The organism is Rhizobium sp. KDH_Rht_773_N, assembly GCF_052946295.1.
The window spans coordinates 1,873,762-1,898,476 of the sequence record NZ_CM129525.1; the positions used below are offsets into that span (position 1 = coordinate 1,873,762).

Below are 24,715 nucleotides of genomic sequence, written 5' to 3' on the forward strand. Positions count from 1 at the left end.
CCTCTTTCTGACGCGCCTTTTCTGTCAAACTCTCGTCAGGCGTGTCGTGGCCGGGGATATGCTTTGAGGAGAGTAGGCCGCGACCGTTGCTCATCACTCTGTGGAGGACAGACAATGGCAAATGTCGCAAGCATCGACGGCGCAAAAGCCGGTGCGATGACGGGCGAGGAGAAGAAGGTCATCTTCGCCTCGTCGCTCGGCACGGTTTTCGAATGGTATGATTTCTATCTCTACGGTTCGCTCGCCACTTATATCGGCGCCACCTATTTCACCCAATATCCGGAGGCGACGCGTAACATCTTCACGCTGCTCGCCTTCGCTGCCGGCTTCCTGGTGCGTCCGTTCGGCGCATTGGTCTTCGGCCGCCTCGGCGATCTCGTCGGCCGCAAATACACCTTCCTGATGACCATTCTCATCATGGGCATGTCGACCTTCCTGGTTGGTATCCTGCCCGGGGCCGCTTCCATCGGTATTGCCGCTCCGATCATCCTGATCGGCCTGCGTCTGCTGCAAGGCCTGGCGCTCGGCGGCGAATACGGCGGCGCGGCGACCTATGTCGCCGAACACGCGCCGAACGGCCGCCGCGGCTACTTTACGTCCTGGATCCAGACGACGGCAACGCTCGGTCTCTTCCTGTCGCTGATCGTCATCGTCACCGTCCAGTCGATTATGGGCACGACCGCCTTTGCCGCCTGGGGCTGGCGTATTCCGTTCCTCGTCTCCGTCGTGCTTCTCGGCATTTCCGTCTGGATCCGGCTGAAGATGAACGAGTCGCCCGCCTTCCAGCGCATGAAGGCGGAAGGCAAGGCATCGAAGGCGCCGCTGACGGAGGCTTTCGGCCAGTGGCGGAATGCGAAGATCGCGCTGATCGCGCTTCTCGGCGCCACGATGGGGCAGGCTGTCGTCTGGTATGGCGGCCAGTTCTACGCCCTGTTCTTCCTGCAGAACGTATTGAAGGTCGACCTGCTGTCGGCCAACATCATGGTTGCCATCGCACTCTTCCTCGGCACGCCATTCTTCGTCATCTTCGGCGGACTGTCGGACAGGATCGGCCGCAAGCCGATCATCATGGCAGGCCTGCTGATCGCCGCGGTCACTTACTTCCCGCTGTTCAAGGCGATGACCTATACGGCAAATCCGGCCCTCTATGAGGCGCAGGCGACGATCCGGGCAACGGTGACGGCCGATCCGGCGGATTGCAAATTCCAGTTCAATCCGACCGGTACGTCGAAGTTCACCAGTTCCTGCGATATCGCCACGGCGTTCCTGACCAAGAACTCGGTGCCTTATGACGTCGTGCCGGGTCCGGCCGGCCAGCCCGCGACCGTGAAGGTCGGCAACGATACCATCACCAGCTACGATGCCGTTGCGGCCGGCGCAGATGCGGCCAAAACCGGTGCCGCCTTCGAGAAGGGTGTCAATCTTGCCCTTCACGAGGCTGGCTACCCGCTCAACCGCGGCGCTGCCAAGGTTGCCGATGCCAAGCTCGACGCCTTCATCGCCGCCAATCCGGAACTCGCCCTCAACGCCGATGCGGTACGCGCCGGCCAGAAGGAAACGCTACCGGCCGACAAGCTCGTTGCCGGCAAGCTGCTGACGGCGGACGAGGCGAAGAGTGTGACGGACATGGCCGTCTACACGATCCCTGGCGGCGGTTCCTTCGTGATGTCGGCCGATCCTGCCCGCGTCAACTGGATTGGCACGATTGCCATTCTCTTCGTGCTCGTGCTCTACGTGACGATGGTCTACGGGCCGATCGCGGCCCTGCTGGTCGAACTCTTCCCGACCCGTATCCGGTATACCGGCATGTCGCTGCCCTATCATATCGGCAACGGCTGGTTCGGCGGTCTGCTGCCTGCGACCGCTTTCGCGATGAGCGCTGCCGCCGGCAATATCTACTATGGCCTGTGGTATCCGATCGTCTTTGCGGCGATCACGCTGGTCTTCGGCGTGCTGTTCCTGCCGGAAACCAAGAACCGCGATATCCACGCGCTCGACTGAGGCGCAGGCGATAGCCTGAAATCAAGGACCCGGCGCTCGCAAGGCGCCGGGTTTTTCATGCGCCTTTCTCATGCATCCGGAAAGTATCGCTTGGACGTAGGCCAGCCGTCCGGGCAAAGCTTGAAGAGCAGGCCGTAGCGGGCATAGACGATCGCCGTCAGCAGCGAGAACCAGGCGCCGAAGGCAAGGCCGGCAATGACATCGCTCGGATAATGGGCGCCGACCATGACACGCGTCATGCCGAGCCAGATGGCACCGGCGATGAAGGGAACCCGGTAGCGCGGGAAGAGCAGCGCGGCGGCGGCGAAGAAAGCGCCCACGGTGGTCGAATGGCCGGACGGGAAGCTTTCCAGCGCTGCATGACCGGAAAAAGGCGTGAAGGAGAGCACGCCGAGATCCTGGAAATGTTCAGGGCGGGCGCGGCCGATGGTGCGTTTCAAAACGTTTGCGAGCAGGCCGGAAAAGACGACGGTCGTGAAGAGATATGCGCCGATCCAGCTCACATAAAGCGCCTGGGCCTTTGCTCTCGCGCTCTTCAGAAGCTTGTAGCCGGCCCGGCCGTGAAAGAAGAGCAGGACACTGGTCAGGATCAGCCAGGCGGAATCGCCGAAGTCCGTCAGCACTTTCCCGAAACGACGGATGGCTTCCGGCATATGACCGGCCCCGATCGGTGCGTCGAAGATCAGCATGGAAAGGACGACGGCGTTCAGCGTGATAAAAAAGCAGGCGCGCCATCGCAAAGATGGCATGACGTGTCCACTTCTGTGCCAGCGCCTATCCAGGGAGACTAAGAGCGTCCGCATTCATACTACCCGTATAATCCTTATGGGTAGGAATAGGCAGCGAAACTGCACAGGATTACGACAGAGGCCGGGTCGGTTCAGAAAATTCTCGTCAATGCTGATAACTGTTGCCCGGAAGGCAGTGCGGAGAAGAGCAGGCCGAGGCGCGTGAACAGGATCACGGCAATATGCGGCCCACGCACCGAGCGCAAACCGCCGCCTGTCGGATGAGGATGGATGCCGGCTTCAATAAAAAACCCTCCGCACGGGGTGCGAAGGGCCAAAAAGCGTTTCACGTGAAATATCAGGCAGAAAGCGCCTTGAACTCGGCAAGGATTGCATCGCCCATCTCGACAGTGCCGACCTGGTTGCAGCCGGGCGCCATGATGTCGCCAGTGCGGATGCCCTTGTCGAGCACGTTGGCAATCGCCTTTTCCAGGTTGTCGGCTTCCTTGACCATGTTGAAGGAGTAGCGAAGGCACATGGCGAAGGAGGCGATCATGGCGATCGGATTGGCGATGCCCTTGCCGGCGATATCGGGTGCCGAGCCATGGACCGGCTCATAGAGCGCCTTGCGCTTGCCGGTCTTGCCGTCCGGCGCGCCGAGCGAAGCGGATGGAAGCATGCCGAGCGAGCCGGTCAGCATGGCGGCGACGTCGGAGAGCATGTCGCCGAAGAGATTGTCGGTGACGATGACGTCGAACTGCTTCGGCTGGCGCACGAGCTGCATGCCGCCGGCGTCGGCCAGCATGTGTTCCAGCTGTACGTCGGAATATTTCGCCTTGTGCGTCTCGGTCACGACCTGGTTCCAGAGCACGCCCGATTTCATGACGTTGCGCTTTTCCATCGAGCAGACGCGATTGTTGCGGGTGCGGGCCATTTCGAAGGCGACGCCGGCAATGCGCTCGATCTCGTAAGTATCGTAAACCTGGGTATCGATGCCGCGCTTCTGGCCGTTGCCGAGATCGATGATTTCCTTCGGCTCGCCGAAGTAAACGCCGCCCGTCAGTTCGCGGATGATGAGGATGTCGAGGCCTTCGACCAGTTCCGGCTTCAACGAGGAGGCGGATGCGAGTGCGGGATAGCAGATTGCCGGGCGCAGATTGGCGAAAAGTTCCAGATCCTTGCGCAGGCGCAGCAGGCCGGCTTCCGGGCGCACCTCGTAGGGAACGCTATCCCATTTCGGGCCGCCGACGGCGCCGAACAGGACGGCATCGGCGGCAAGCGCCTTCTTCATGTCGTCTTCCGAGATCGCCGCGCCATGCGCATCATAGGCGCAGCCGCCGACGAGGCCTTCATCGGTGACGAAACCGGCCTTCATCGCCTCGTTCATATAGGCAATGATCTTGCGGACCTCGCCCATGGCTTCGGGACCGATGCCGTCACCCGGCAGCAGGAAAAGATTGCGCACTGTCATGAAAGCCTCCGCGGAAAAACAAGCTGCGGCTTCTTAGACCCCGGAAATGGGCATTTCAAGCGAGAGAACGGGTGAATCGGTACGCTTGCCTGCGCGCCGTGCGATGGCCGGCAAGGTTGCTCCCGCGCCCGCAAACGGGCTAGAAAGATGGCCCTGCCTTTCTTCCCTGGATATTCTGCCATGTCTTTCGCGCCCCTTCATCTCGACACTCCTCTGATCCGGACAGCGCCCGATTTCAGCGCCAGCGGCAAGCCGCTCTGGCTGAAGCTCGATGCCCTCCAGCCCTCCGGAAGCTTCAAGCTGCGCGGCGTCGGCCGGCTTTGCCAGCATGAGGTTCAAAACGGGGCGCGCGAGATTTTCTGCGCTTCCGGCGGGAACGCCGGCATTGCCGCAGCCTATGCCGGGCGGGCGCTCGGCGTGCCTGTCACGATCGTGGTGCCCGAGACCACGGCACCCGACGTGCGCCGGACGATTGCAGCGACGGGCGCCAATGTGCTGGTCCATGGTTCTGTCTTCGATGAAGCCAATGCGCATGCGATCGAACTCGCCGAAAGCCGCAAGGCGACTTACGTGCATCCTTTCGATCATCCGCTTCTGTGGGATGGCCATGCGACGCTGATCGACGAGGTCGTGGCAAAAGGTGCCAAATTCGATTGCGTCGTTACCAGCGTCGGCGGCGGCGGGTTGCTGGCCGGTATTGTCGAGGGGCTGAAGCGGAACGGGCTTTCCGGCGTGCCGGTCATTGCCGTCGAGACGGAAGGTGCGGCCTCGTTTCATGAAAGCCTCAAGGCCAATGAACGGATTTCACTTGCAGGGATCACTTCGATCGCCACGTCGCTCGGGGCTCGGCAGGTGGCCAAGCATGTCTTCGATCTGCCGAAGCATCATCCGATCGAAAGTGTTCTCGTCAGCGACGCCGATGCCGTGGCCGCCTGCCTGAAATTTGCCGATGCACAGCGCATCCTGGTCGAGCCGGCCTGCGGTGCGGCCCTTGCCGTTGCCGACGTGCATGCAGGCCTGTTGTCGCGCTTCGACAATCCGCTGATCGAAGTCTGCGGCGGCATCGGCGTGTCGCTCGAAAAACTCAATGCCTGGAAAGAGAAGTTTCTCTGAGCTGTGGTCAAAGAAAAAGCCGGGCGAAAACCCGGCTTGATCGGCAGGCCATTCGATGGGGCTCAAGCGGCCCAGGGATGAGAAGCGGCGTTCTTCTTTTCGAATTCGTCGATCGCCTTGCCCTTTTCCATGGTCAGGCCGATATCGTCGAGGCCGTTCAGCAGGCAGTGGCGCTTGAATTCGTCGAGATCGAACGTGATCGAGCCGCCGTCCGGGCCGGTGATTTCGAGGTTTTCGAGATCGACGGTCAGAATGGCGTTGGAGCCGCGCTCGGCATCGTCCATCAGCTTGTCGAGGTCTTCCTGGCTGACCTTGATCGGCAGGATGCCGTTCTTGAAACAGTTGTTGTAGAAGATATCGGCAAAGCTGGTGGAGATCACGCAGCGGATGCCGAAATCGAGCAGTGCCCACGGCGCATGTTCACGCGAGGAGCCGCAGCCGAAATTGTCGCCGGCAACCAGGATCTTGGCCTCGCGATAGGCCGGCTTGTTCAGCACGAAATCGGGATTTTCGGAACCGTCTTCGTTGTAGCGGGCTTCGGCGAAAAGGCCCTTGCCAAGGCCGGTGCGCTTGATGGTCTTCAGATAGTCCTTCGGAATGATCATGTCGGTGTCGATGTTGACGACCGGCAGAGGGGCGGCAACGCCCGTGAGCTTCACGAATTTATCCATGACCCATGCTCCATTTCAGCAAAACGTACTTTCTAATTTTGCATCTATTCCAGTTTTCCGGCGAAATGAAGAAGAATCTTTCGCGATGGCGGCCGCACGGTATTTCGCGCGGCCTGCCGATTGTGAACGTCCGCTGCCTGGCTTTTACTTCGACGGTGCGTTCAGGCTCCAGAGCACACCGAACGGATCGCGAAGCTGGCCGTAGCGGTCGCCCCAGAACATCAGTTCGACCGGCATGACCACTTCGGCGCCGGCAGCCACAGCGCGCTCCCACCAGAAATCGATATCGTCGATGACCAGCTGGATGGCGAAGCCCTCATGGCCTTTGAAGGGGTGGCCGTATTCGGGATAGGCGTCCGACAGCATCAGCGAACTGCCGTTGATATAGAGATGGACATGCATCGTGCGGCCGCTCTCGTCCGGCGGTACGAGATAGGCCTGTTCGGCGCCGAAGGCCTTTTTGTAGAATTCCGCGGCCTTAACCGCGCCATCGACCGTCAGATAGGGAAGCAGGCCATTCTTGACCGGCGGCATCCTGGTCTCGTTGCTCTCCATCGCGTCCATGCTCATCCTCCATTCGTTTTTTAAAGTGCCGGCTGAATGCCTGGTCGCTTCAAGGACGTAACATGGGGATGTGAGCCGACAATGCCGGTCAGAATTTTTGGCGAGGGTGATCAGAGATCGATGATCGTGCCGCGACCGTCGTTCCAGATGCGCATTTCACGCTTGCCATCGGTGCGAGCGCGGGCGCGGACAGGAGCGGGCTTCATCTTCATCGAGAGGGCGCGGCCGACCATGAGCACGGTCAGAATGCCGCCGACGGCGAGCGTGACCGAGAACGTCAGGAGCAGCATGGCCACAAAAACCGTGGCGCCGGCGAGCATGAAGAAGATGGAGCGAATGTTCTGCATCGGTTAGAGACCTTTCTACAGAAAGGAATGTGGTCCTTCTTTTTCTTCTCTGCAAGCCAAGCATGGCTTTTTGTTGTCTTGCCGGGCTTTGCGAAGCTTGGCACTAATGTTCCATGAGCCGAACACCACCTCTGCGTTCCCTGCGTCTGCGCCGCTCGGTGCTGAGCGTTCCCGCCATCAATGCGCGGGCGCTTGAAAAGACCCATTCCCTTGATTGCGATGCGGTTATTTTCGATCTGGAGGATTCCGTCGCATCCGAGAAGAAGGCGGAAGCGCGCGACAATCTGAAGGATTTTTTCGCCGGGCCGGCGCTCGAGGGCAAGGAAAGGATCATCCGTATCAATTCTCTGTCATCCGGCTTCGGGCCGGCTGACCTGGAGCTGGTGAAGGCGCTGTCGCCCGATGCCGTTCTTCTGCCGAAAGTGGATGAACCGCAGGACGTGATGGTCATCGGCGATCTGCTTGCCGAGGCCTATGCGCCGGAGGAGCTGCGCATCTGGGCGATGATCGAGACGCCGCGCGGCGTGCTGAATGCCGCAGCCATTGCCGAATCCGGGCGCACGCCGGGCTCGCGGCTTGATTGCCTTGTCGTCGGCCTTAACGATCTGCGCAAGGAAACGGGCGTGCTGCCGCAGCCGGGGCGGACCTATCTCGTGCCCTGGCTGATGCAGGTCGTTCTGGCGGTCAAGGCTTACGGGCTGGATGCGCTCGACAGCGTTTTCAACGATTTCCGGGATGGTGACGCTTTCGATAGCGAATGCGCGCAGGGCCGTGCCATGGGCTTTGCGGGCAAGATGCTGATCCATCCGGCGCAGATCGAAGCCGCCAACCGGCATTTCGGGCCGAGCGCGGAAGAGATCGCAGAGGCTGAGGCAATTATCGCCGCCTTCGCCGATCCGGCTGCCGAAGGGCTTAACGTCATCAATGCGAACGGGCGGATGATCGAACGGCTGCATCTTGTCCAGGCCGAAGCTCTGGTCCATAAAGCGCACCTGATTTCTGCAAGAAAGCCCGCCTGATGAAACTCTACCGCTTCCTGACCGGTCCTGACGACGCCTCCTTCTGCCACAAGGTAACGGCGGCGCTGAACAAGGGCTGGTCGCTGTCCGGCTCTCCCACCTATGCTTTCAACGCTGCGACCGGCCAGATGCAGTGCGGCCAGGCCGTCGTCAAGGAGGTCGAGGGCAAGGATTACGACCCGGACATGAAGCTGTCCGAGCAGTAGGTTCAGCGGTCCGCCGCCTCTTCGGCGCTCGCCTCGATGCGTTCCATGTCGTCGTCGCTGAGGCCGAAATGATGGCCGATCTCGTGGATCAGCACATGGGTGATGATGTCGCCCAGCGTCTCGTCGTTTTCCGCCCAATAATCGAGGATCGGGCGGCGATAGAGGCGGATGCGGTTCGGCATCTCGCCGGTTTCCACGGTGAAACGCTCGGAAATGCCGCGCCCCTCGAAAAGGCCGAGCAGGTCGAAGGGCGTTTCCAGCGCCATATCCTCGAAAACCTCGTCATCGGGGAAGTCTTCGATTTCGATGGTCAGATTGGTCGTCAGCTTGCGAAACTCGTCCGGCAGGTGGCTGTAGGCCTCCATTGCCAGCGACTCGAAGGCGCTGATCGTCGGCGCATGGCGGTCCCGCCAATCATCGCTCCGGTCTATATGGGCCATGAATATTCCTTCCTTTGCGGCCCATATAGAACCTTTAGCGACGATTTTCGAGTGCGGAATCAAAGGCAGGAATAAATTCTTATAAAATGCCGGTTGACTCTTCATTAGAGCTCTGGAATCCATAAGAACATAACAGGAACAAGACGAATGGAGAGAACGCCGTGGCGCAGACCGCCCTGGCGCGCGAGCGGCTTTTTGCGCTCCGCGAAACCATTGCCCGTTTGGAAGGAAAGCCCGCGCCGGTGCTTGCGGCGGCGGAACGTGAAGCCGTAGCGGAAGGGCGTGAAGCGCGGCCGGAGCGCATTCTGCCGCGCCTGCCTTTTGGCATAGGGCCGTTCGACGAGGCGCTGGAAGGCGGTCTGCCGCTTGATGCGATCATCGAGTTCCGTGCGGCCGGCTCCCGCGATGCGGGAGCAGCAAGCGGACTTGCCATGGCGGTTGCGGCACGGCTGCAGAGGCAGGAGGAGGGTGCCGGCCGGCAATTGCCGCTGCTGTGGATCGGCGATGCGGTCGGCACGCTGGAGGCGGGGCGTCCCTATGCTCCGGGCCTTAAGGATTTCGGGCTGAATCCGGAGCGGTTCTTCCATGCCGCGCCGCGCAAGCTGGAGGATGCGCTCTGGCTGGCGGAGGCTGCCATCGAAAGCGCGGCCTTCTCGGCCGTCGTCTTCGAAGTGCGTGGCAATCCCCTGCATTTCGGCCTGACGGAAAGCCGCAGGCTCAGCCTTCGGGCGCGCGCCGTCCATCGCCCGCTCTTTCTGGTCCGCCAGGCGGGGGAGGAGGAGGCAAGCAGTGCCGCCTTCCGCCTGCATGTCGAGCCGGCGCCGTCTGCCCTGCGGCCGCTGCCGAACGGATCCAGACTTTCCGGCAGCATCGGCAATCCGATTTTCCGTCTCACGCTGGAGAAGAGCCGCAATCCGGCCCCGCTCTCCTTTCTTCTGGAGTGGAATCCTCATGAACGCGAATTTCTCCCTGTCGGCGAACCAGACGTCGCTCGTCCTCCAGGCGAACAGTCAGCGCATTCTGGCACTCAGCTTTCCGCATCTGGCAACGGACCGTATCTCCCGCAGGCGATGGGGGCTGTCCTGGCGTTCGAAAGGGCGTCCTGAAGCGGCACCCATCGTCTGTTCCGGCAAGCTCAACAATGCCATGCGGCTGACGGCGCTGGACGAATTCGCCGAGAGACTGGGCTTGAGGAAAGATCAGGGCGTGGCCGAGGCGCGGGCCATGTATCCGGCGCTCGATGTCGTGGAGGAGGATCCTGCAGCCGATCGCCGGCTGCTGGAAGGGGTTGCCGACTGGTGCGACCGCTATACGCCGATGGTGGCGCTCGACGGCAAGGACGGGCTGTTTCTCGACATTACCGGCTGTGCCCATCTCTTTGGCGGCGAGGCGGCGCTTCTCGGAGATATCCTGTCGCGGCTCTTTCATATGGGGCTCGATGCCAGGGCCGCGGTTTCCTCATCGCCGGGCCTTTCCTGGGCCGTTTCCCGCTTCGGGCGGGGCGGCGTCGTGGAAGAGGAGGAGGCGGAGCGTGTGCTGACGCCGCTGCCCGTCGCGGCCTTGCGGCTGGAGGATCAGACTGTCGACGCATTGAGGAAGCTCGGCCTCAAATATGTCGGCGACGTCATCCATGCGCCGCGGGCGCCTCTGACCCGCCGCTTCGGGCCGACGCTGCTTCTGCGCCTTGACCAGGCGCTGGGGCGCGAGGAGGAGCCGATCTCGCCTCGGTTTCCTGTCGCCAGCCTCTCGTGCGAACGCCGTCTGGTCGAGCCGATCGGAACGGAAGAACAGATCCTTGCCGTCGCCGGACAGGTTGCCGTGTCGCTGAAACCGTCGCTGGAGGCGCGCGGTGCCGGGGGGCGGGTATTCGAACTGGTGCTCTTTCGTGTCGACGGCAGGGTTTTCCGCATTTGTGTCGGCGCTTCGCGGCCGCTGCGCGAACCGAAGCTTGTCGCCGGCCTGTTTTCCGAACGCCTGCAGGTGATCTATGACGATATCGATGCCGGCTATGGTTTCGAGATCCTGCGCCTGAATGTGCTGCGGCACGACCCGTTCAGCGAGGCGCAGGGCGATTTCGAAGGCGACCGGCAGGGGGAAATCTCGCTTTCGGGTTTTGTCGACCGTGTCGCAGCCCGGCTCGGCGCGGACTGCCTGCAGAGCTTCCAGCTTCGCGAGAGCCATGTGCCGGAGCGCGCCGTCGTCACGATGCCGGCAATGGAGAGCCTTTCGGCGCGGCGCAGGGCGGAGCAGGGCAGTGCGCCGCCGTTTCGTGGGGAACGTCCGCTGCGGCTCTTTGCGACGCCGGAGCCGGTCGAGGTCGCATTTGCCGAAGTGCCTGACGGGGCGCCGCAGACTTTCCGCTGGCGGCGTCTGCAGCATCAGGTGGCAAGAAGCGAAGGGCCGGAACGGATTGCCATGGAATGGTGGATCGACGGCGCTGACGGCCCGGCACGGGATTATTTCCGGATCGAGGATGAGGCCGGACACCGCTTCTGGATCTACCGTCAGGGCCTCTACGGTGAGACCCCCGATCCTCGCTGGTTCATGCACGGGGTCTTTGCATGAAACCCGATCCTACATTTTTCGAGATCGGCGCGAAGACGAATTTCTCGTTCCTCGAAGGTGCCTCGAAGCCTGAAGAGATGGTCGTACAGGCTGCCTGCCTGAAGCTCGGTGGCCTCGGCATCGCGGACCGGAATTCGGTTGCAGGCGTGGTGCGGGCTCATGCCCAGGCGCAGCAGCTTGAGGAGAGATACAGGAACAGGGATGCGATCTTAGCCGAGGCGAAGAAGAAGGGAAAAACGGAGATCATTCTCGATCCTATCCGGGTTCAGCCGGGCGCCCGCCTCGTCTTTTCGGATGGAACGCCTGAGATGCTTGCCTATCCGCGCAACCGGAAAGGCTGGGCAAATCTCTGCCGCCTGCTCAGCGCCGGCAATCTGAAGGAGGAAGCGGTCAAGGGAACCTGCATCCTGACCGAAGCGGAGCTTATGGAATGGGGCGACGAAATGATGCTTGCCCTTGTTCCGGATCGGGCCGTCGTGAATGATCCGGGCCGCCAGCCTGCCTTCGAAGAATATCTGGAGCGATTTCGCAAACGGTTTCGCAAGGCGTTCTTCATGGCGCTGTCGCCGGTCTATGACGGCCGCGACCGGCAGGCCTTTGCAGTGCTTGCCATGCTTGCCGCCCGCAACCGGGTGCCGCTGATTGCGACCAATCAACCCCTCTATCATCACCCCGAGCGCCGGCCGCTTTCGGATATCGTCATCGCCATCCGGGAACATGTGGAAATACCGAAAGCCGGGTTCCGTCTGGCTGCGAACGGAGAGCGGTATCTCAAGGATTCACGTGAAATATCCAGGCTCTTCCGGGATTACAGAGATGCGGTCGAGAACACGCAGCTGTTTTTCGGCAAGCTGGGCTTTTCGCTGAACGAGTTGAAACACAATTATCCGCCTGAAAACGATCCCGGCGAAACGCCGCAGGAGACGCTTGAAAGGCTGACGAGAGCAGGTGCGCTCATACGCTATCCTGATGGCGTTCCGGAGGAAGTGGCCAAGCAGATCGACTATGAACTGAAGCTGGTCGGCGAGAAGAATTACGCTTCCTATTTCCTGACGGTTCACAGGATCATTCACCACGCTCGCTATAAGCTTGAGGTTCTCTGTCAGGGGCGCGGTTCGGCGGCGAATTCGGTTATCTGCTATTGTCTTGAGATCACGGAAGTCGACCCCACAAAGACCACGCTTCTCTTCGACCGATTCATTTCTATGGACCGGGACGAACCGCCGGATATCGATGTCGATTTCGAGCATGAACGGCGGGAAGATGTCATTCAGTCCATTTATGAAAGATACGGTCATGAGCATGCCGGTCTGACGGCGGCTGTCACCAGCTATCGCACGCGTTCGGCTGGCCGCGAAGTCGCCAAGGCCTTCGGTCTGTCGGAGGATGTTCAATCGGCGATCAGCAGCCTCGTCTGGGGCTGGTCGGAGGATAATCTCTCAGAACGGGATGCGAAGGCTGCCGGCCTCGATATCAAGGACCCGGTGACACAGCACGTACTCAAATATGCCTCCGCACTTCTCGGCTTTCCCCGCCACCTGACCCAGCATGTCGGGGGGTTCGTTATTACCCGGGACCGGCTTGATGAAGTGGTGCCGATCATGAAGACGGCAATGCCCAACCGTTACATGATCGAATGGGACAAGGACGATCTCGACAATGTCCAGATCCTCAAGGTGGATGTGCTGGCGCTCGGCATGCTGACTTGCTTGCGCAGGGCGTTTACGCTCCTTGAGCTGCACTACGAGGTGAAGAAGACACTTGCCGACCTCGGCAACAGGGAACACGGAGAGGAAGGCGAGCCGGTCTATAAGATGATGTGGCGAGCGGATACGCTTGGCGTCTTCCAGATCGAAAGCCGGGCACAGATGAGCATGCTGCCGCGTCTTAAGCCTGAGAGATTCTATGACCTTGTCATCGAAGTTGCCATCGTCCGGCCCGGGCCGATCCAGGGCAACATGGTTCACCCCTATCTGAGACGTCGGGAAGACAAGAAAAAGGGCATTCCGATCGAGTATCCGAGCAAAAAACTGGAAACGGTACTCGAGAGAACGCTTGGAGTTCCGCTGTTTCAGGAACAGGCTATGCAGATCGCTATTACTGCGGCAGGTTTTGAACCCGCAGAAGCAGATCGTCTCCGCCGGTCGATGGCGACATTCAAGAGAACCGGCACAATCGATAATTTTCAAGAGCGGTTTGTCGAGGGGATGGTTGAAAATAACTATCCTCGTGAATTCGCGGAGCAATGTTTCAACCAGATCAAAGGCTTTGGTGAATACGGCTTCCCGGAAAGCCATGCGGCCTCTTTTGCCCTGCTCGTCTACGCCTCTTCATGGCTGAAAGCCTATTATCCCGACGTCTTCTGCGCGGCGATGCTGAACTCGCAGCCGATGGGGTTCTATGCGCCGGCGCAGCTGGTGCGGGATGCGCGCGAGCACGGCGTGAAAATCCTGCCGGCCGATATCAACCGCTCGGACTGGGAATGCACCCTGGAAGCGGACGTTTTTGACCGAACAAATGTCGATTTTCGCCACAGCGAGATGCGGGCGGTCATCAAGACGCGCCATGCCGTGCGGCTTGGCCTTCTGCAGATCAAGGGCGTTTCTTCCAAAGATATGAAGCAGCTCGTGGAAAACCGCGGTGAGGGCTATAAATCAGTGCGCGACCTCTGGCTGCGCTCCGGCCTGCAGAAGTCCGTCATCGAACGACTGGCGGATGCGGATGCCTTCCAATCCCTTCAGCTATCACGACGCCAGGCGCTGTGGGCGGTGCGGGCGCTGGATGTGAAAAGCGCGGCTGAGGAACTGCCGCTGTTCGAGGCGGTTCGTCACATCGACCTTCAGCCTGAACCGATTGCGAGGCTGCCGGACATGCTGCCGGGAGAACAGGTCATCGAGGATTACCGCTATCTGTCGCTCTCTTTGAAAGGGCATCCCGTTTCCTTCCTGCGCGAGGCGTTAGGCAGGGCAGGTGTGACGCGCAATGTCGATCTGCTTGGCGTTGCGAACGGGCAGCGGGTGATGATCGCGGGGTTGGTGCTGGTGCGCCAGCAACCGGGTTCCGCCAAAGGCGTGATCTTCATGACGCTGGAAGACGAGACCGGTGTTGCCAATGCCATCGTCTGGAAAAAGGTCTTTGAAAAATACCGCGCTGTGGTCATGGGCGCCCGGCTTGTGAAAATCCACGGCAAATTACAAAGCCATAGCGGGGTCATCCATACCGTCGTCGAACATATCGAGGACATGACGCCGCTGCTCGGCATGCTCCAGCGCGAAACGAGACGCTTCGGTGTCCGCGAGCGCTCGGACGAGGTGTTGCGTTCGACACAGGATCATCGGCAGCAGAAGGAGGCGGACATTCTTGCACGGGACAACCTGCTCAGAAAAATCAGCGAGAGAAGGCCGTCGGAGAGGGCGCGAGATAGCGATGTCGCGGAGACCGCAAGCGTGATGCCGCGCGGACGGAATTTCCACTGACAGGCTTTCGCAGCTTCGAAACTGTTCCTTCTTAAGGACTTGCGCATGGGCTCGCCGGCATGTGATCGCTTGCCGCGGAATCGTGATCGGATTCGGATCGCGAATTTTCTTGACAGTTCCTATCTTCTTTTGCACAAAACACGATAGTAAGTGTCATGTTTGGAATGAAGACGTGCTCGTCTGCAGCTGCAACTACATAACCGACAAGGAAATCCGAGACGTTATCAACAATCTTCTCGATGAGGATTGCTGGCAGCTCATCGTGCCCGCGAAGGTCTATCACGCCATGTCCAAGCGTGGCCGTTGCTGTGGCTGCTTCCCCAACGTTGTCGATATCATTATCCAGACAACGGAAGAGTATCACGCTCGTCGCCACTCGACGGAAGCGGAAATATTTGATTTCATGTCCCGCCTCAGAGAATTCCATGAAGAAAACAGGAGAGCGGACATTGAAAGGCGACAAAAAAGTCATCGAGCGGCTTAACGAGGCCCTCTTTCTAGAGCTCGGTGCAGTTAACCAGTACTGGGTCCATTATCGCCTTCTCGAGGATTGGGGTTACACCAAGCTCGCCAAGAAGGAACGCGCCGAATCCATCGAAGAAATGCACCATGCCGACCGCCTGGTCGCGCGTATCATCTTCCTCGAAGGCCACCCCAATCTGCAGACACTCGCGCCGCTGCGCATCGGCCAGAACGTCAAGGAAGTTCTGGAAGCCGATCTTGCCGGCGAGTATGACGCCCGCACCGCTTACAAGAAGTCGCGCGACATCTGTCATGACGCCGGCGATTACGTTTCCATGAAGCTTTTCGAAGAGCTTCTGGCTGACGAAGAAGGCCATATCGACTTCCTCGAAACCCAGATCGACCTGCTCGAGAAGATCGGCGAAGCTAAGTACGGCCAGCTCAACGCCGATTCGGCCAACGAGGCCGAATCCGAATAATTCGCCGTCGGCAACCCGTTTCAGCCGGCCGTCCTCTGGGCGGCCGGTTTCGTTTGGGATCTGACGAAGCCCGTCCCAGTGCGCTCAATCGCCCGGGGTGAGGCCGCAGAGGTGGCCAAATTCGGCCACCACGCGCTCGTACACGGCGCGCTTGAAGGGAACGATAAGGCCGGGCAACGCCTGCATGGGCTTCCATTCCCAGGCGTCGAATTCCGGTTCGTGGCCGCCCGGGGGCGGATTGATGGCAATTTCGCTTTCGTCGCCCTCGAAGCGGAAGGCGAACCAGCGCTGGGTCTGGCCACGGTATTTGCCCTGCAGGCCAATGCCGATCAGCTGCGGCGGCAGGTCGTAATTGATCCAGTCCTTCGCCTCGGCAAGCAGCGTCACGGTCTTGATGCCGGTCTCCTCATAGAGTTCGCGATAGGCTGCCTCCAGCGGATCCTCACCCTTGTCGATGCCGCCTTGCGGCATCTGCCAGAGCTGCGGAGAACCGTCATATTCGCTATTGCCTTCGGAAATGCGCCGCCCGGCCCAGACAAGGCCCGCGCGGTTGAGGATCATCACGCCAACGCAAGGGCGATAGGGCAGGTCTTCGGCTTTTACGGTCGCCTGGCTCATGGTCTTCTCCGCTTTGGGATTCCCATCAGGGATTCTTGGGGTCGTTGACGAGGGCAGCGACGCCGACGATTTCGATGCCGCGCATGGTCGCTTCCTCGCTCCATTTGGAAATCGCGTCAATGCTCTCGTCGAAAGCCGAGGCGACGCCGATTGCTTGCCCGTTGCGGCGGGCGATGCGCTCCAATTCGTCGAGCTTCTGCAGGATGGCGTTCACGTCGACCTGGCTGTCCAGCTGCAGGTCGGCAAAGGCGTAAGGAAGTTCCGTGCCCTTGGCAATCACGGCCGTCTTGGATTGCGCCGACGTGCCGTCGTCGAGAAAGAGCAGCCCGCGTTTGCCGATATCCCGCATGACAGGCTCCATGGCCTTGGGATCGGAAAGGAACCGCCCGCCCAGATAGTTCATGATGCCGGTATAGTTGGTGATCTCGCCCATCGCCCGGTGCAGGCTTTCGATGTTGCGTGCCACGGGCTTCGAGGTCAGCAGCGTATCCGGTCCCGGGTCGTTCGCCGGATAGTCGAAGGGCTCCAGCGGCACTTGCAGCAATATTTCATGACCGCCGCGGCGGGCGTCCTGCATCCAGCGCTGCAGGCTGTTGCCGCTGGCGGCAAAGGCGAAGGTGATCTCCTCCGGCAGCTGCTGGATGGCGCGCTGCGTGCCGGTCTGGCTGAGACCAAGGCCGCTGAGGACGATGGCGATGCGGATGCCGCGCGTGCCGGACCATGGCCGCGCATATTGGTCCATCGGACGGCGGCCGTCGGGTCCTGTGATCGGCAGCCGGCCGAAGGGTGTCTCTTCGAGCAGGCTGTCGTTGGGGATGGCCGCCATGCGGGGATCCTGGCCCATCTGCATGGCATCGACGATAACCGGGCCGCTGCCGTCGCGCGGGCGGGGGCTGTATTTGGTAACGACGGAGCCGTCTCCAGTCACCGTGCGTTCCACGTTGGCGCCGGAATTCGGTTCCGAGCGCGGAATGCCGTTCGCTGCCTGACTGTCCGACGTTGGCGGTTGCTGGATTGTGTCCGTCGGCGGGGCGGCGGCCGACCTGTCCTGCGATGCCGGAGGTTTCGCCGGCTCCAGACCATCATCGTGAAATGCCGTGTAGAGGGAAAAGCCGCCGATAGCGATGAGGCAGAAGCTCGCGGCAATCTGTCCGATCCGCAATATGCCGGGGCGCTTGCGCGCCGCCTTGCGGCCGCGGCCTAGAGGTGCATGCAGGTCCGTTCCCAATTCCTTGCCCGCTCCAAAACCGGGAAACAGCGGAAAGCCTCAAGGCCGGGCCGTGCCCGGCCTTGAGGAGGATGAATTACTTGGCAACGACGGCCTTTTCCGGGTCCGGCGGGAAGGACGGATCGGTCTTCTTGCCCCGCAGCAGGTCGAGCGCATAGTTCAGCTGCACGTCGTCCTTCGGATCCGGCGGTACGTAGGCAACGGAGCCCGAACCTTCGTCGGTCTCGTTCTGGCCCTTGATATGGCCGCGCAGGGCGGATTCACCCTCCGTCACCATCTTGCCCTGGAGATCGGCCGGAAGGGGCTCTTCCACCTTGATGTCGGGCGTAATGCCGGTGCCCTGGATCGAGCGGCCCGACGGCGTGTAGTAGAGCGCCGTCGTCAGGCGCAGCGCGCCGTTCTCGCCAAGCGGGATGATCGTCTGGACCGAACCCTTGCCGAAGGAGCGCGTGCCGAGAACCGTCGCGCGGCGCAGATCCTGCAAGGCGCCGGCAACGATTTCCGATGCGGAAGCCGAACCGCCGTTGATGAGAACGATCAGCGGCTTGCCATCCGTGAGGTCGCCGGGACCGGCATTGAAGCGGCGGGTCTCATCCGGATTGCGGCCACGGGTGGAAACCACCTCGCCGCGCTGCAGGAAGGCGTCGGAGACGTTGATCGCCTGATCGAGCAAACCGCCGGGGTTGAGGCGCAGGTCAAGGACAAAACCCTTGAGCTTGTCGGCCGGAACGGCTGCCTTGATCTTGGTGATTGCCTTTTCGAGATCCGGGTAGGTCTTCTCGGTGAAGGAGATGACGCGCAGGTAGCCGACATCATCCTCGACGCGCGACTTGACGGCCTGGACGGCAACGACGTCACGCACGATCGTCAGTTCGATCGGCTTGTCGGCGCCCTTGCGGATGAGCGTCAGCTTGATCGGCGTGTTGACCGCGCCGCGCATCTTCTCGACAGCGTCTTCGAGCTTCAGGCCACGGACGGACTGGCCGTCGATTTCCGAAATATAGTCGCCGGCCAGAACGCCGGCCTTGGCAGCAGGCGTATCGTCGATCGGGGTGATGACCTTGACGAGCTCGTCTTCCATGGTGACTTCGATACCGAGGCCGCCGAACTCACCCTTGGTCTGGGTGCGCATGTCCTCGGCGTCCTTCGCATTCATGTAGCTGGAATGCGGGTCGAGCGAAGACAGCATGCCGTTGATGGCGCTTTCGATCAGCTTGTCCTCAGCCGGCGGCGTTACGTATTGCGCACGCACACGTTCGAAGACGTCACCAAATACCGACAGCTCCTTATAGGTCGATGCACCCGCCGCCTCCGCAGGCACGCCTGCAGAGTAAATGACGCTCATCGCGGTCGCGCCCATCAGTGCGCCGACCAGAACAAGAGAAGCCCTACGAATCATTGCGTGCCTTTCCAGTGTCTTTGGCGGTCCACCACGGTCGGGAATCGACCGGTTTACCGTCCTTTCGAAACTCAATGTAAAGCGTTGGCCGATCTGTTTCCAGCGCCAATGCGGTTGCGCTTGCCACTCTTTTCGCACCCATCACGGCCAGGGGTTCGCCGGAGAAAACGAATTTTCCCTGACGGGTGCTGATCGTGTCCATGCCTGAGAGTACCAGGTGATATCCGTCGCCAGCGTCGAGGATGATCATCTGGCCATAGCTGCGGAAAGCGCCGGCAAAAACCACCAGCCCATCAGCAGGGGCCGTAACCACCGTTTCCGGATTGGTCGCAACCGTCATTCCCATGGCCTCGTGTCCGGTGCCGTCGGCATCTCCGAACTGGCGCAGGATATCGCCCGCCACAGGCAGCTCCAGTTTTGCCTTCAATTCTCCGAAGGGATATGCGGGCGCAATGCGGTTTTTATCGGGCACACCGCTGTCGGCCAGGGCCTTGGCCTGGGCGCGCTGTTCATCGGTCAGGAGCTTGCGATTTTCCTCCGCCTGACGGGCAGCGGCAGCCGCATCGCGTACGGAGGCGATCTCCGTCTCCATCGAGGCGACAAGGCTTTCGAGCGTCGTGGCTTTGCTCGCCAGTTCCTGCGAACGCTGCTTTTCGGCCTCCAGTTCGGCGGCGCTGGAGCGGCTGAGCTTGTCGTTCTCGGCCAGCAGCAGATCCATGCGCTTCTCCTCCTCCAGGCTATTGGCCATGGTGGTGGTCAGGTCTTGCTTCTCCTTGGCGCTTGCCGTCTGCAGCGCGGAGAGATCGGCAAGATCGGCCGCGAGCTTTTCGGTCTCCTTGCGGATGCCGGGCACGACGGCGCCGAGCAGAATGGCGCTGCGGACGGAAGCCAGCGCATCGTCAGGCGTCACGAGAAGGGCGGGCGGCGGATTGCGGCCCATGCGCTGGAGGGCCGCAAGGACTTCGGCAAGAAGGCCGCGCCGCTCATGCAGCGAGCGGCGGATTCCGTCTTCCTTGACGCCCAGTTCGGCAAGCTTCTTCTCGCTGTCGAGAATCCGGCCTTCAAGGGATTTGCGCCGCGCGGCGGAATCGATCAGCGCCTGACGGATGCTTGCCGTGCTCTTTTCCAGATTGGCGATACTGTTCTGAAGCTCGCTCACCTTGTCGGAGGACAGGCTGATCGTCTTTGATAGCTTGTCGAGTTCAGCCCTCGTCTCGTCGCGTTTTCGGGCAAGTTCGGCGGCAGGATCGGGCGGCGGCTGTTCGACGGTTGTCGCCGCCGCGGCCGGTTCGGCCGCGGCTGGCGGAGCATCCTGCGCTCGCGCGGCGAAAGGGTTTCCCGAAATGGCGATGACGGCCGCACCGAGCCCTGCGGCAACGGCCGGCAGAAACAGGCGGGATCGCTTGGTGGCAGCTCTCGTCATGCGTGTCGGGGTTTACTCGTTCAAATCGCCCGGAACCTAAGCTGATTTGGGGCTGTTGACCAGAAAGTTTGAAGGAGAAGAGGCCGCGAGGCAAAACACGGCTGCGTGACCATTTCCGGCTGTATCAGACACGATGGTAGGGGTGGCCGGACAGGATGGTCACGGCGCGATAGAGCTGCTCGGCAATGAGGGTCCGGACGATCTGGTGCGGCCATGTCATCTTGCCGAGGCAGAGCGTCATATCGGCACGGTCGTAAAGGGAAGGGTCAAGGCCGTCGGCACCGCCGATCGCGATCGTCAGGTCACGCTTGCCCTGATCGCGATAGGTGCCGAGCAGGTTGGCAAAGGCTTCGCTGTCCAGCGCCTTGCCGCGTTCGTCCAGAAGAATGAGGACGCTGCCGTCGGCAAGCGATTTCGAGAGCATGGCGGCTTCCTCGCGCTTGCGGGTCTCCGCATTGGCGGCGCGGCTTTCGGCCACTTCGGCAATACGGGAAAGTTCCAGGCCGACCGCAGGACCGGCCTTCGCAAAACGGTCGAAATAACGGGCCGCAAGATCCTTTTCGGGGCCGGACTTCAGCCGTCCCACCGCAAAAAGACCAATCCGCATTCATCCGCTCCTGCCATGCCGCGCTTTGGAAGCGCAATGTGGACGTACCGGCCAATCGACGAGGATCGGCTCGGTCAGTTACCACGTCTCAGGCGCCGGGCGAATGCCGGGCTGCCTGTCAGTGCAGCGTTTCCTCGTCCATATCCGGAGCCGCCCACATCTTTTCGATGTTGTAGAATTCGCGGATTTCGGGACGGAACACATGCACAATAATGTCACCGGTGTCGATCAGGATCCAGTCGCCGCCTTCCTGACCTTCGACACGGGCCGTACCGAAGCCCTCGTCCTTGAGATCAGTGAGCAGGTGATCGGCGATCGCCATGACATGCCTGTTCGAGCGGCCGGAGACGACAACCATGTAGTCTCCCAGCGCCGATTTTCCGGCAATGTTGATGGTGACGATATCTTCAGCTTTGGAATCCTCGAGGCTAGCGAGGACGGCTTCCAGAGCACGGGCAGCGGCATCGGCGCCACGTTCCGCACCCTTCGGGACAACGGCGAGCGTTTTTCCCTTGGCGTGTACTGTTGTCAGTGCTTTCCCTTTCCTGGAATGACAAACCATGCACAACACAGATCCGGCACAACCGGATCACGGTTAAGATAGGCATCAAACCATTAACGTTTCAAGACGCGGCGCAGCGCGCGGGCGGCCGAAAGTGGCATTTGGCGTCACGAAATCGAGATTTCGACCCTGGGTCGATCGGAAGGTGCTGTGTACAGCGTCTGCGGTCGGGCGTAAAGTGCCGGCGATTCCCGCAAATTTCGACTGATATGACCAAAACAACTGAAAATCCGCTCACGCCCGTCCTGCGAATCACCTTCCCCGATGACGACCGCCTCGGCCACGGCAAGATGGAACTGCTCGAGCATATCCGCGAGACAGGTTCGATCTCGGCCGCCGGCCGCGCGATGGACATGTCCTATCGCCGGGCCTGGATGCTGGTTGCCGAAATGAACCGTATGTTCAAGGCGCAGGTGGTGGAATCCCAGCGCGGCGGCCAGAAGGGCGGCGGGGCGGCATTGACGCCCTTCGGCGAGGAACTGCTGGCGCGCTTTCGCGATATGGAAAAGACGGTACGCGCCAGCCTTGCCGACGATCTCGCCTGGCTGGAAGACAACCGTAACCTGCAGCCGGGCGACCGGCGCTGATCAGGCTTCCAGCGCCACCGTCTTGATAATGGCGAAGGCAGGCATGCCCGGGCATAATCCCAGGCGCTCGCAGGACAGCGCCGTGATGCGCGACAGCACGGCGTCTCCGGCGCAGTCGAGGCGGATCTCGACGGTCCCATCCGCCGCCGGCGAAACCTGCAGGATGACACCTTCCAGAATGTTGAGAGCGCTCAACCCTTCCGGCTTGCGTGTCGCCAGCATCACGTCTCTGGCCGGGATGCGGATGCGCACGGGCTTGCCTACGGCCGGGGCGGCGCCGGGGACATAGAGCCTTCCCGCCTTCAGCAGCACCGTCGATATGCGATTGGCCGGATCGATGCTTTCGGCCGTGCCTTCCAGCACGGCGCCGGCTTCCTTTCGGTCTTCCGGCAGCAGGGACGAGCGGCTGAGGATTTCCGTTGCAGGGCCTGCGGCTTCCACTGTGCCGTCGCGCATGACCACGACCTGGTTTGCCAGGCGCGCGACCTCGGCGATCGAATGGCTGACATAGACGATCGGAATATCCATCTCGTCCCGCAGGCGTTCGAGATAGGGCAGAATCTCCGCCTTGCGGGCTTCGTCCAGCGCGGCAAGCGGCTCGTCCATCAGCAGCAGGCGCGGCGAAGACAAGAGCGCGCGACCGATGGCGACACGTTGCTTCTCGCCTCCCGACAATTTTGAAGGGCTGCGGGCCAGCAACTGGCCGATATCCAGCAGATCGACGACGGTGCTGAAATTTTCCGCACGCGCCGATTTCGGCGCGAACCAGCGGCCGTAGGAGAGGTTGGCCCGCACGCTCAGGTGCGGAAAGAGTCGCGCCTCCTGGAAGACGTAGCCGAAACGCCGGCGGTAGCGCGGAACGAAGATGCCCTTTGCCGTGTCCGTCAGCGGTTCGCCATCCAGCAGGACGCGGCCTTCGGTCGGGCGGGTGAGGCCGGCAATGATGCGGATGACGGAGGTCTTGCCGGAGCCGGAACGGCCGAAAAGCGCCGTCACGCCGCGCTCGGAGGTGAAGGCGGCATCGAGGCCGAAGGCGCCGAGGCGGTGTCGTGCTTCGACAATGAGGGTCATTCCGGATCGATCCTCCGACCGGCAAGATAGGCGAGGAATTCGGAAGCAAGCAAGGCGAGCATGGAAATCACGATGGACACGAGGGTAAGCCGCATGGCGCCGGTATCGCCGCCCGGCACCTGGGTAAAGGTGTAGATGGCGGCCGACAGCGTCTGCGTTTCGCCGGGAATGTTGGAGACGAAGGTGATGGTGGCGCCAAATTCACCCATCGCTTTGGCAAAACACAGGATCATGCCGGCGATGATGCCGGGGATGGTGAGCGGCAGCGTGACCGTCAGAAAGACCCATAGCGGGCTTGCGCCCAGCGTGCCGGCCGCCTCTTCCAGCTTGCGGTCGACGGATTCGATGGAGAGGCGAATGCTGCGCACCATCAGCGGAAAGCCCATGACGGCGCAGGCAAGTGCCGCACCGGTCCAGCGGAAGGAGAGCACGATGCCGAGATATTGATCGAGCAGGCTGCCGATCGGGCCGCGACGACCGAAAAGGATGAGAAGGATGAAACCAGTGACGACCGGGGGCAAGATCAGCGGCAGGTGGATGATGCCGTTCAGGACGGACTTGCCCCAGAAGCGCCCGCGGGCAAGCAGCAGGGCGACGAGGATACCGAGCGGCAGGCTTGCCGTCATGGCGACGAAAGAAACACGCAGGCTCAGCAGGATCGCCGTCCACTCTTCATCGCTCAAGCCGAACATATGCAAGCGTCTTCTTTTCAAGAATCAAAATGGTGAAGGCCCGCCGAAGCGAGCCCTCACGCTAAGCTGTCAGCGCCGATTGCGCAATTATTTCAGGATGGTGAAGCCCTGTGCCGTGAAGAAGGGGGCAGCCTTGTCCGATTTCAGAAAATCGAGATAGGCGGCGGCATCCGGATTCTTGCTCTCGGCGAGAAGCGCGATCGGATAGATGATCGGCGGATGGGAATCGGCCGGGAAGGTGCCGACGATCGCAACGCCCTTATCGGCGGCCGCATCCGTCTGGTAGACGATGCCGTAAGGCGCTTCGCCGCGGGAAACGAGGGCGAGCGCGGCGCGCACGCTTTCGGAATAGGCGACCTTGGGTTCGACCGACTTCCAGACGCCGAGCTTGTCGAGCGCCGTCTGCCCGTATTTACCGGCCGGAACCGACTTCGGCTCACCCATGGCGAGCTTGCCATCGCCGACCAGCCCCGCCAGATCGAAGCCCTGCTTGATTTCTACCGGCTTCTGCTTGCCGTTTTCCGCCACGAGCACGAGGCGGTTGCCGAGAAGGTTGGAGCGCGTGTCTGCCTTGATCAGTTTCTTGTCGGCGACATAGTCCATCCAGTTGAGGTCGGCGGAAATGAAGACATCGGCAGGGGCGGCATTTTCGATCTGCTTGGCGAGCGCGCCGCTTGCCGCGTAGGAAGCGACGGCTTCCTTGCCGCTTTCCTTGGCCCAGGCGGCATTGGCCGCATCAAGGGCATCCTTCAGGCTTGCGGCGGCGAAGACCGTTACCTTTTCGGCGGCTGCGGCAGGTGCCGAAAGCGCCGCCGCGCCGAGCCAGATGGCCGAAATCGCGGCGGTTGCCAGTTTCATCCAATAGCGGCGGTTCTGCATGATTTTTCGCTCCATGTTTCGAAATATCTAAACGGATATAACGGCGTGCGCGCTTTGGCTAGAGTTATGTTTCATGAAACATAGCGGCCGCGGAGTCCCGGTTTCCC

26 protein-coding genes are annotated in these 24,715 nt (G+C 61.2%); 10 read left to right on the top strand and 16 right to left on the bottom strand.

The genetic code is table 11. From position 1 onward, the window contains the following. Positions 1–114 precede the first annotated feature (114 nt). A complete protein-coding gene (locus ACU8HS_RS09440) occupies positions 115–2,001 on the top strand; it encodes an MFS transporter (protein WP_112562507.1) in 1,887 nt (628 codons plus the stop codon). Positions 2,002–2,069: 68 nt separating this feature from the next. Here the strand turns inward: ACU8HS_RS09440 and lpxE are convergent, their stop codons facing one another. From lpxE to leuB, 3 genes are all read right to left on the bottom strand, one after another. Beyond that, entirely contained in the window at positions 2,070–2,804 is a 735-nt protein-coding gene (gene lpxE / locus ACU8HS_RS09445; RefSeq protein WP_447015805.1) for a lipid A 1-phosphatase LpxE, read from the bottom strand. A 77-nt stretch (positions 2,805–2,881) separates the two neighbouring features. Beyond that, positions 2,882–3,079 carry a hypothetical protein gene (locus tag ACU8HS_RS09450; RefSeq protein WP_447015806.1) on the bottom strand — a complete coding sequence of 66 codons (198 nt, stop codon included), beginning with the start codon at positions 3,077–3,079 and terminating at the stop codon, positions 2,882–2,884. Between the two features lie 8 nt (positions 3,080–3,087). Further along, positions 3,088–4,200 (bottom strand): 3-isopropylmalate dehydrogenase, encoded by a 1,113-nt coding sequence (gene leuB, locus ACU8HS_RS09455; protein WP_112702744.1) that lies wholly within the window; start codon positions 4,198–4,200, stop codon positions 3,088–3,090. A gap of 180 nt (positions 4,201–4,380) precedes the next feature. On the opposite strand from leuB, the gene ACU8HS_RS09460 reads away from it, so the two are divergent. After that, the gene (locus tag ACU8HS_RS09460; RefSeq protein WP_112702743.1) at positions 4,381–5,313 is read left to right on the top strand and encodes a pyridoxal-phosphate dependent enzyme; all 933 of its coding nucleotides are present in this window, start codon (positions 4,381–4,383) and stop codon (positions 5,311–5,313) included. Positions 5,314–5,375: 62 nt separating this feature from the next. Here the strand turns inward: ACU8HS_RS09460 and leuD are convergent, their stop codons facing one another. The 3 genes from leuD to ACU8HS_RS09475 all read right to left on the bottom strand — a co-directional run bounded on the left by leuD (position 5,376) and on the right by ACU8HS_RS09475 (position 6,895). Next, positions 5,376–5,984 carry a 3-isopropylmalate dehydratase small subunit gene (leuD, locus tag ACU8HS_RS09465; RefSeq protein WP_112562499.1) on the bottom strand — a complete coding sequence of 203 codons (609 nt, stop codon included), beginning with the start codon at positions 5,982–5,984 and terminating at the stop codon, positions 5,376–5,378. A gap of 144 nt (positions 5,985–6,128) precedes the next feature. Then, positions 6,129–6,548 carry a VOC family protein gene (locus tag ACU8HS_RS09470; RefSeq protein ID WP_113413184.1) on the bottom strand — a complete coding sequence of 140 codons (420 nt, stop codon included), beginning with the start codon at positions 6,546–6,548 and terminating at the stop codon, positions 6,129–6,131. Positions 6,549–6,658: 110 nt separating this feature from the next. Next, positions 6,659–6,895 carry a hypothetical protein gene (locus tag ACU8HS_RS09475; protein WP_112562495.1) on the bottom strand — a complete coding sequence of 79 codons (237 nt, stop codon included), beginning with the start codon at positions 6,893–6,895 and terminating at the stop codon, positions 6,659–6,661. Between the two features lie 113 nt (positions 6,896–7,008). Between ACU8HS_RS09475 and ACU8HS_RS09480 the strand changes: the two genes are divergently transcribed. Both ACU8HS_RS09480 and ACU8HS_RS09485 read left to right on the top strand, forming a co-directional pair. Beyond that, on the top strand, positions 7,009–7,914 hold the full coding sequence (locus ACU8HS_RS09480) for an HpcH/HpaI aldolase/citrate lyase family protein (RefSeq protein ID WP_113413185.1): 906 nt from the start codon (positions 7,009–7,011) through the stop codon (positions 7,912–7,914). Then, positions 7,914–8,120, top strand: a complete 207-nt coding sequence (locus ACU8HS_RS09485) for a DUF1737 domain-containing protein (RefSeq protein ID WP_112562491.1) — start codon at positions 7,914–7,916, stop codon at positions 8,118–8,120. Before ACU8HS_RS09480 ends, ACU8HS_RS09485 begins: the two co-directional genes overlap by 1 nt. A 2-nt stretch (positions 8,121–8,122) precedes the next feature. Here ACU8HS_RS09485 and ACU8HS_RS09490 read toward each other — a convergent pair whose 3' ends face one another. Continuing rightward, positions 8,123–8,560, bottom strand: a complete 438-nt coding sequence (locus ACU8HS_RS09490) for a metallopeptidase family protein (RefSeq protein ID WP_112702739.1) — start codon at positions 8,558–8,560, stop codon at positions 8,123–8,125. A gap of 161 nt (positions 8,561–8,721) precedes the next feature. Between ACU8HS_RS09490 and ACU8HS_RS09495 the strand changes: the two genes are divergently transcribed. The 5 genes from ACU8HS_RS09495 to bfr all read left to right on the top strand — a co-directional run bounded on the left by ACU8HS_RS09495 (position 8,722) and on the right by bfr (position 15,542). Next, a complete protein-coding gene (locus ACU8HS_RS09495) occupies positions 8,722–9,666 on the top strand; it encodes an ImuA family protein (RefSeq protein WP_447015807.1) in 945 nt (314 codons plus the stop codon). A gap of 40 nt (positions 9,667–9,706) precedes the next feature. Continuing rightward, a complete protein-coding gene (locus ACU8HS_RS09500) occupies positions 9,707–11,125 on the top strand; it encodes a Y-family DNA polymerase (protein ID WP_447015894.1) in 1,419 nt (472 codons plus the stop codon). Continuing rightward, entirely contained in the window at positions 11,122–14,601 is a 3,480-nt protein-coding gene (locus ACU8HS_RS09505; RefSeq protein WP_113413187.1) for an error-prone DNA polymerase, read from the top strand. Before ACU8HS_RS09500 ends, ACU8HS_RS09505 begins: the two co-directional genes overlap by 4 nt. An 85-nt stretch (positions 14,602–14,686) precedes the next feature. Then, positions 14,687–15,085: a (2Fe-2S)-binding protein gene (locus ACU8HS_RS09510; RefSeq protein WP_112562686.1), complete on the top strand. Its 399-nt coding sequence runs from the start codon at positions 14,687–14,689 to the stop codon at positions 15,083–15,085. Then, a complete protein-coding gene (bfr, locus tag ACU8HS_RS09515) occupies positions 15,051–15,542 on the top strand; it encodes a bacterioferritin (RefSeq protein WP_162702937.1) in 492 nt (163 codons plus the stop codon). Before ACU8HS_RS09510 ends, bfr begins: the two co-directional genes overlap by 35 nt. A gap of 84 nt (positions 15,543–15,626) precedes the next feature. Here the strand turns inward: bfr and ACU8HS_RS09520 are convergent, their stop codons facing one another. The 6 genes from ACU8HS_RS09520 to rsfS all read right to left on the bottom strand — a co-directional run bounded on the left by ACU8HS_RS09520 (position 15,627) and on the right by rsfS (position 21,379). Continuing rightward, a complete protein-coding gene (locus ACU8HS_RS09520; protein WP_112562480.1) occupies positions 15,627–16,160 on the bottom strand; it encodes an RNA pyrophosphohydrolase in 534 nt (177 codons plus the stop codon). A 25-nt stretch (positions 16,161–16,185) separates the two neighbouring features. Further along, on the bottom strand, positions 16,186–17,388 hold the full coding sequence (locus ACU8HS_RS09525; RefSeq protein WP_113413188.1) for a divergent polysaccharide deacetylase family protein: 1,203 nt from the start codon (positions 17,386–17,388) through the stop codon (positions 16,186–16,188). 76 nt (positions 17,389–17,464) lie between these two features. Then, positions 17,465–18,787 (bottom strand): S41 family peptidase, encoded by a 1,323-nt coding sequence (locus ACU8HS_RS09530; RefSeq protein WP_112562476.1) that lies wholly within the window; start codon positions 18,785–18,787, stop codon positions 17,465–17,467. Further along, positions 18,777–20,180 (bottom strand): murein hydrolase activator EnvC family protein, encoded by a 1,404-nt coding sequence (locus ACU8HS_RS09535; protein ID WP_447015895.1) that lies wholly within the window; start codon positions 20,178–20,180, stop codon positions 18,777–18,779. Before ACU8HS_RS09535 ends, ACU8HS_RS09530 begins: the two co-directional genes overlap by 11 nt. A gap of 154 nt (positions 20,181–20,334) precedes the next feature. Further along, a complete protein-coding gene (gene rlmH / locus ACU8HS_RS09540) occupies positions 20,335–20,817 on the bottom strand; it encodes a 23S rRNA (pseudouridine(1915)-N(3))-methyltransferase RlmH (RefSeq protein ID WP_112562474.1) in 483 nt (160 codons plus the stop codon). A 118-nt stretch (positions 20,818–20,935) separates the two neighbouring features. Further along, positions 20,936–21,379, bottom strand: a complete 444-nt coding sequence (gene rsfS / locus ACU8HS_RS09545) for a ribosome silencing factor (RefSeq protein WP_112562472.1) — start codon at positions 21,377–21,379, stop codon at positions 20,936–20,938. Positions 21,380–21,588: 209 nt separating this feature from the next. On the opposite strand from rsfS, the gene ACU8HS_RS09550 reads away from it, so the two are divergent. Next, positions 21,589–21,966 carry a winged helix-turn-helix domain-containing protein gene (locus ACU8HS_RS09550; RefSeq protein WP_112562470.1) on the top strand — a complete coding sequence of 126 codons (378 nt, stop codon included), beginning with the start codon at positions 21,589–21,591 and terminating at the stop codon, positions 21,964–21,966. Here the strand turns inward: ACU8HS_RS09550 and modC are convergent, their stop codons facing one another. The 3 genes from modC to modA all read right to left on the bottom strand — a co-directional run bounded on the left by modC (position 21,967) and on the right by modA (position 24,608). Beyond that, positions 21,967–23,037, bottom strand: coding sequence for a molybdenum ABC transporter ATP-binding protein (gene modC / locus ACU8HS_RS09555; RefSeq protein WP_447015808.1), 1,071 nt, complete (start codon positions 23,035–23,037; stop codon positions 21,967–21,969). It abuts the gene before it with no gap. Beyond that, entirely contained in the window at positions 23,034–23,735 is a 702-nt protein-coding gene (gene modB / locus ACU8HS_RS09560; protein WP_112562465.1) for a molybdate ABC transporter permease subunit, read from the bottom strand. The genes modC and modB overlap by 4 nt, the downstream gene beginning before the upstream one ends. Before the next feature lie 81 nt (positions 23,736–23,816). After that, positions 23,817–24,608 (bottom strand): molybdate ABC transporter substrate-binding protein, encoded by a 792-nt coding sequence (gene modA / locus ACU8HS_RS09565; protein ID WP_112562463.1) that lies wholly within the window; start codon positions 24,606–24,608, stop codon positions 23,817–23,819. Positions 24,609–24,715: the final 107 nt, after the last annotated feature.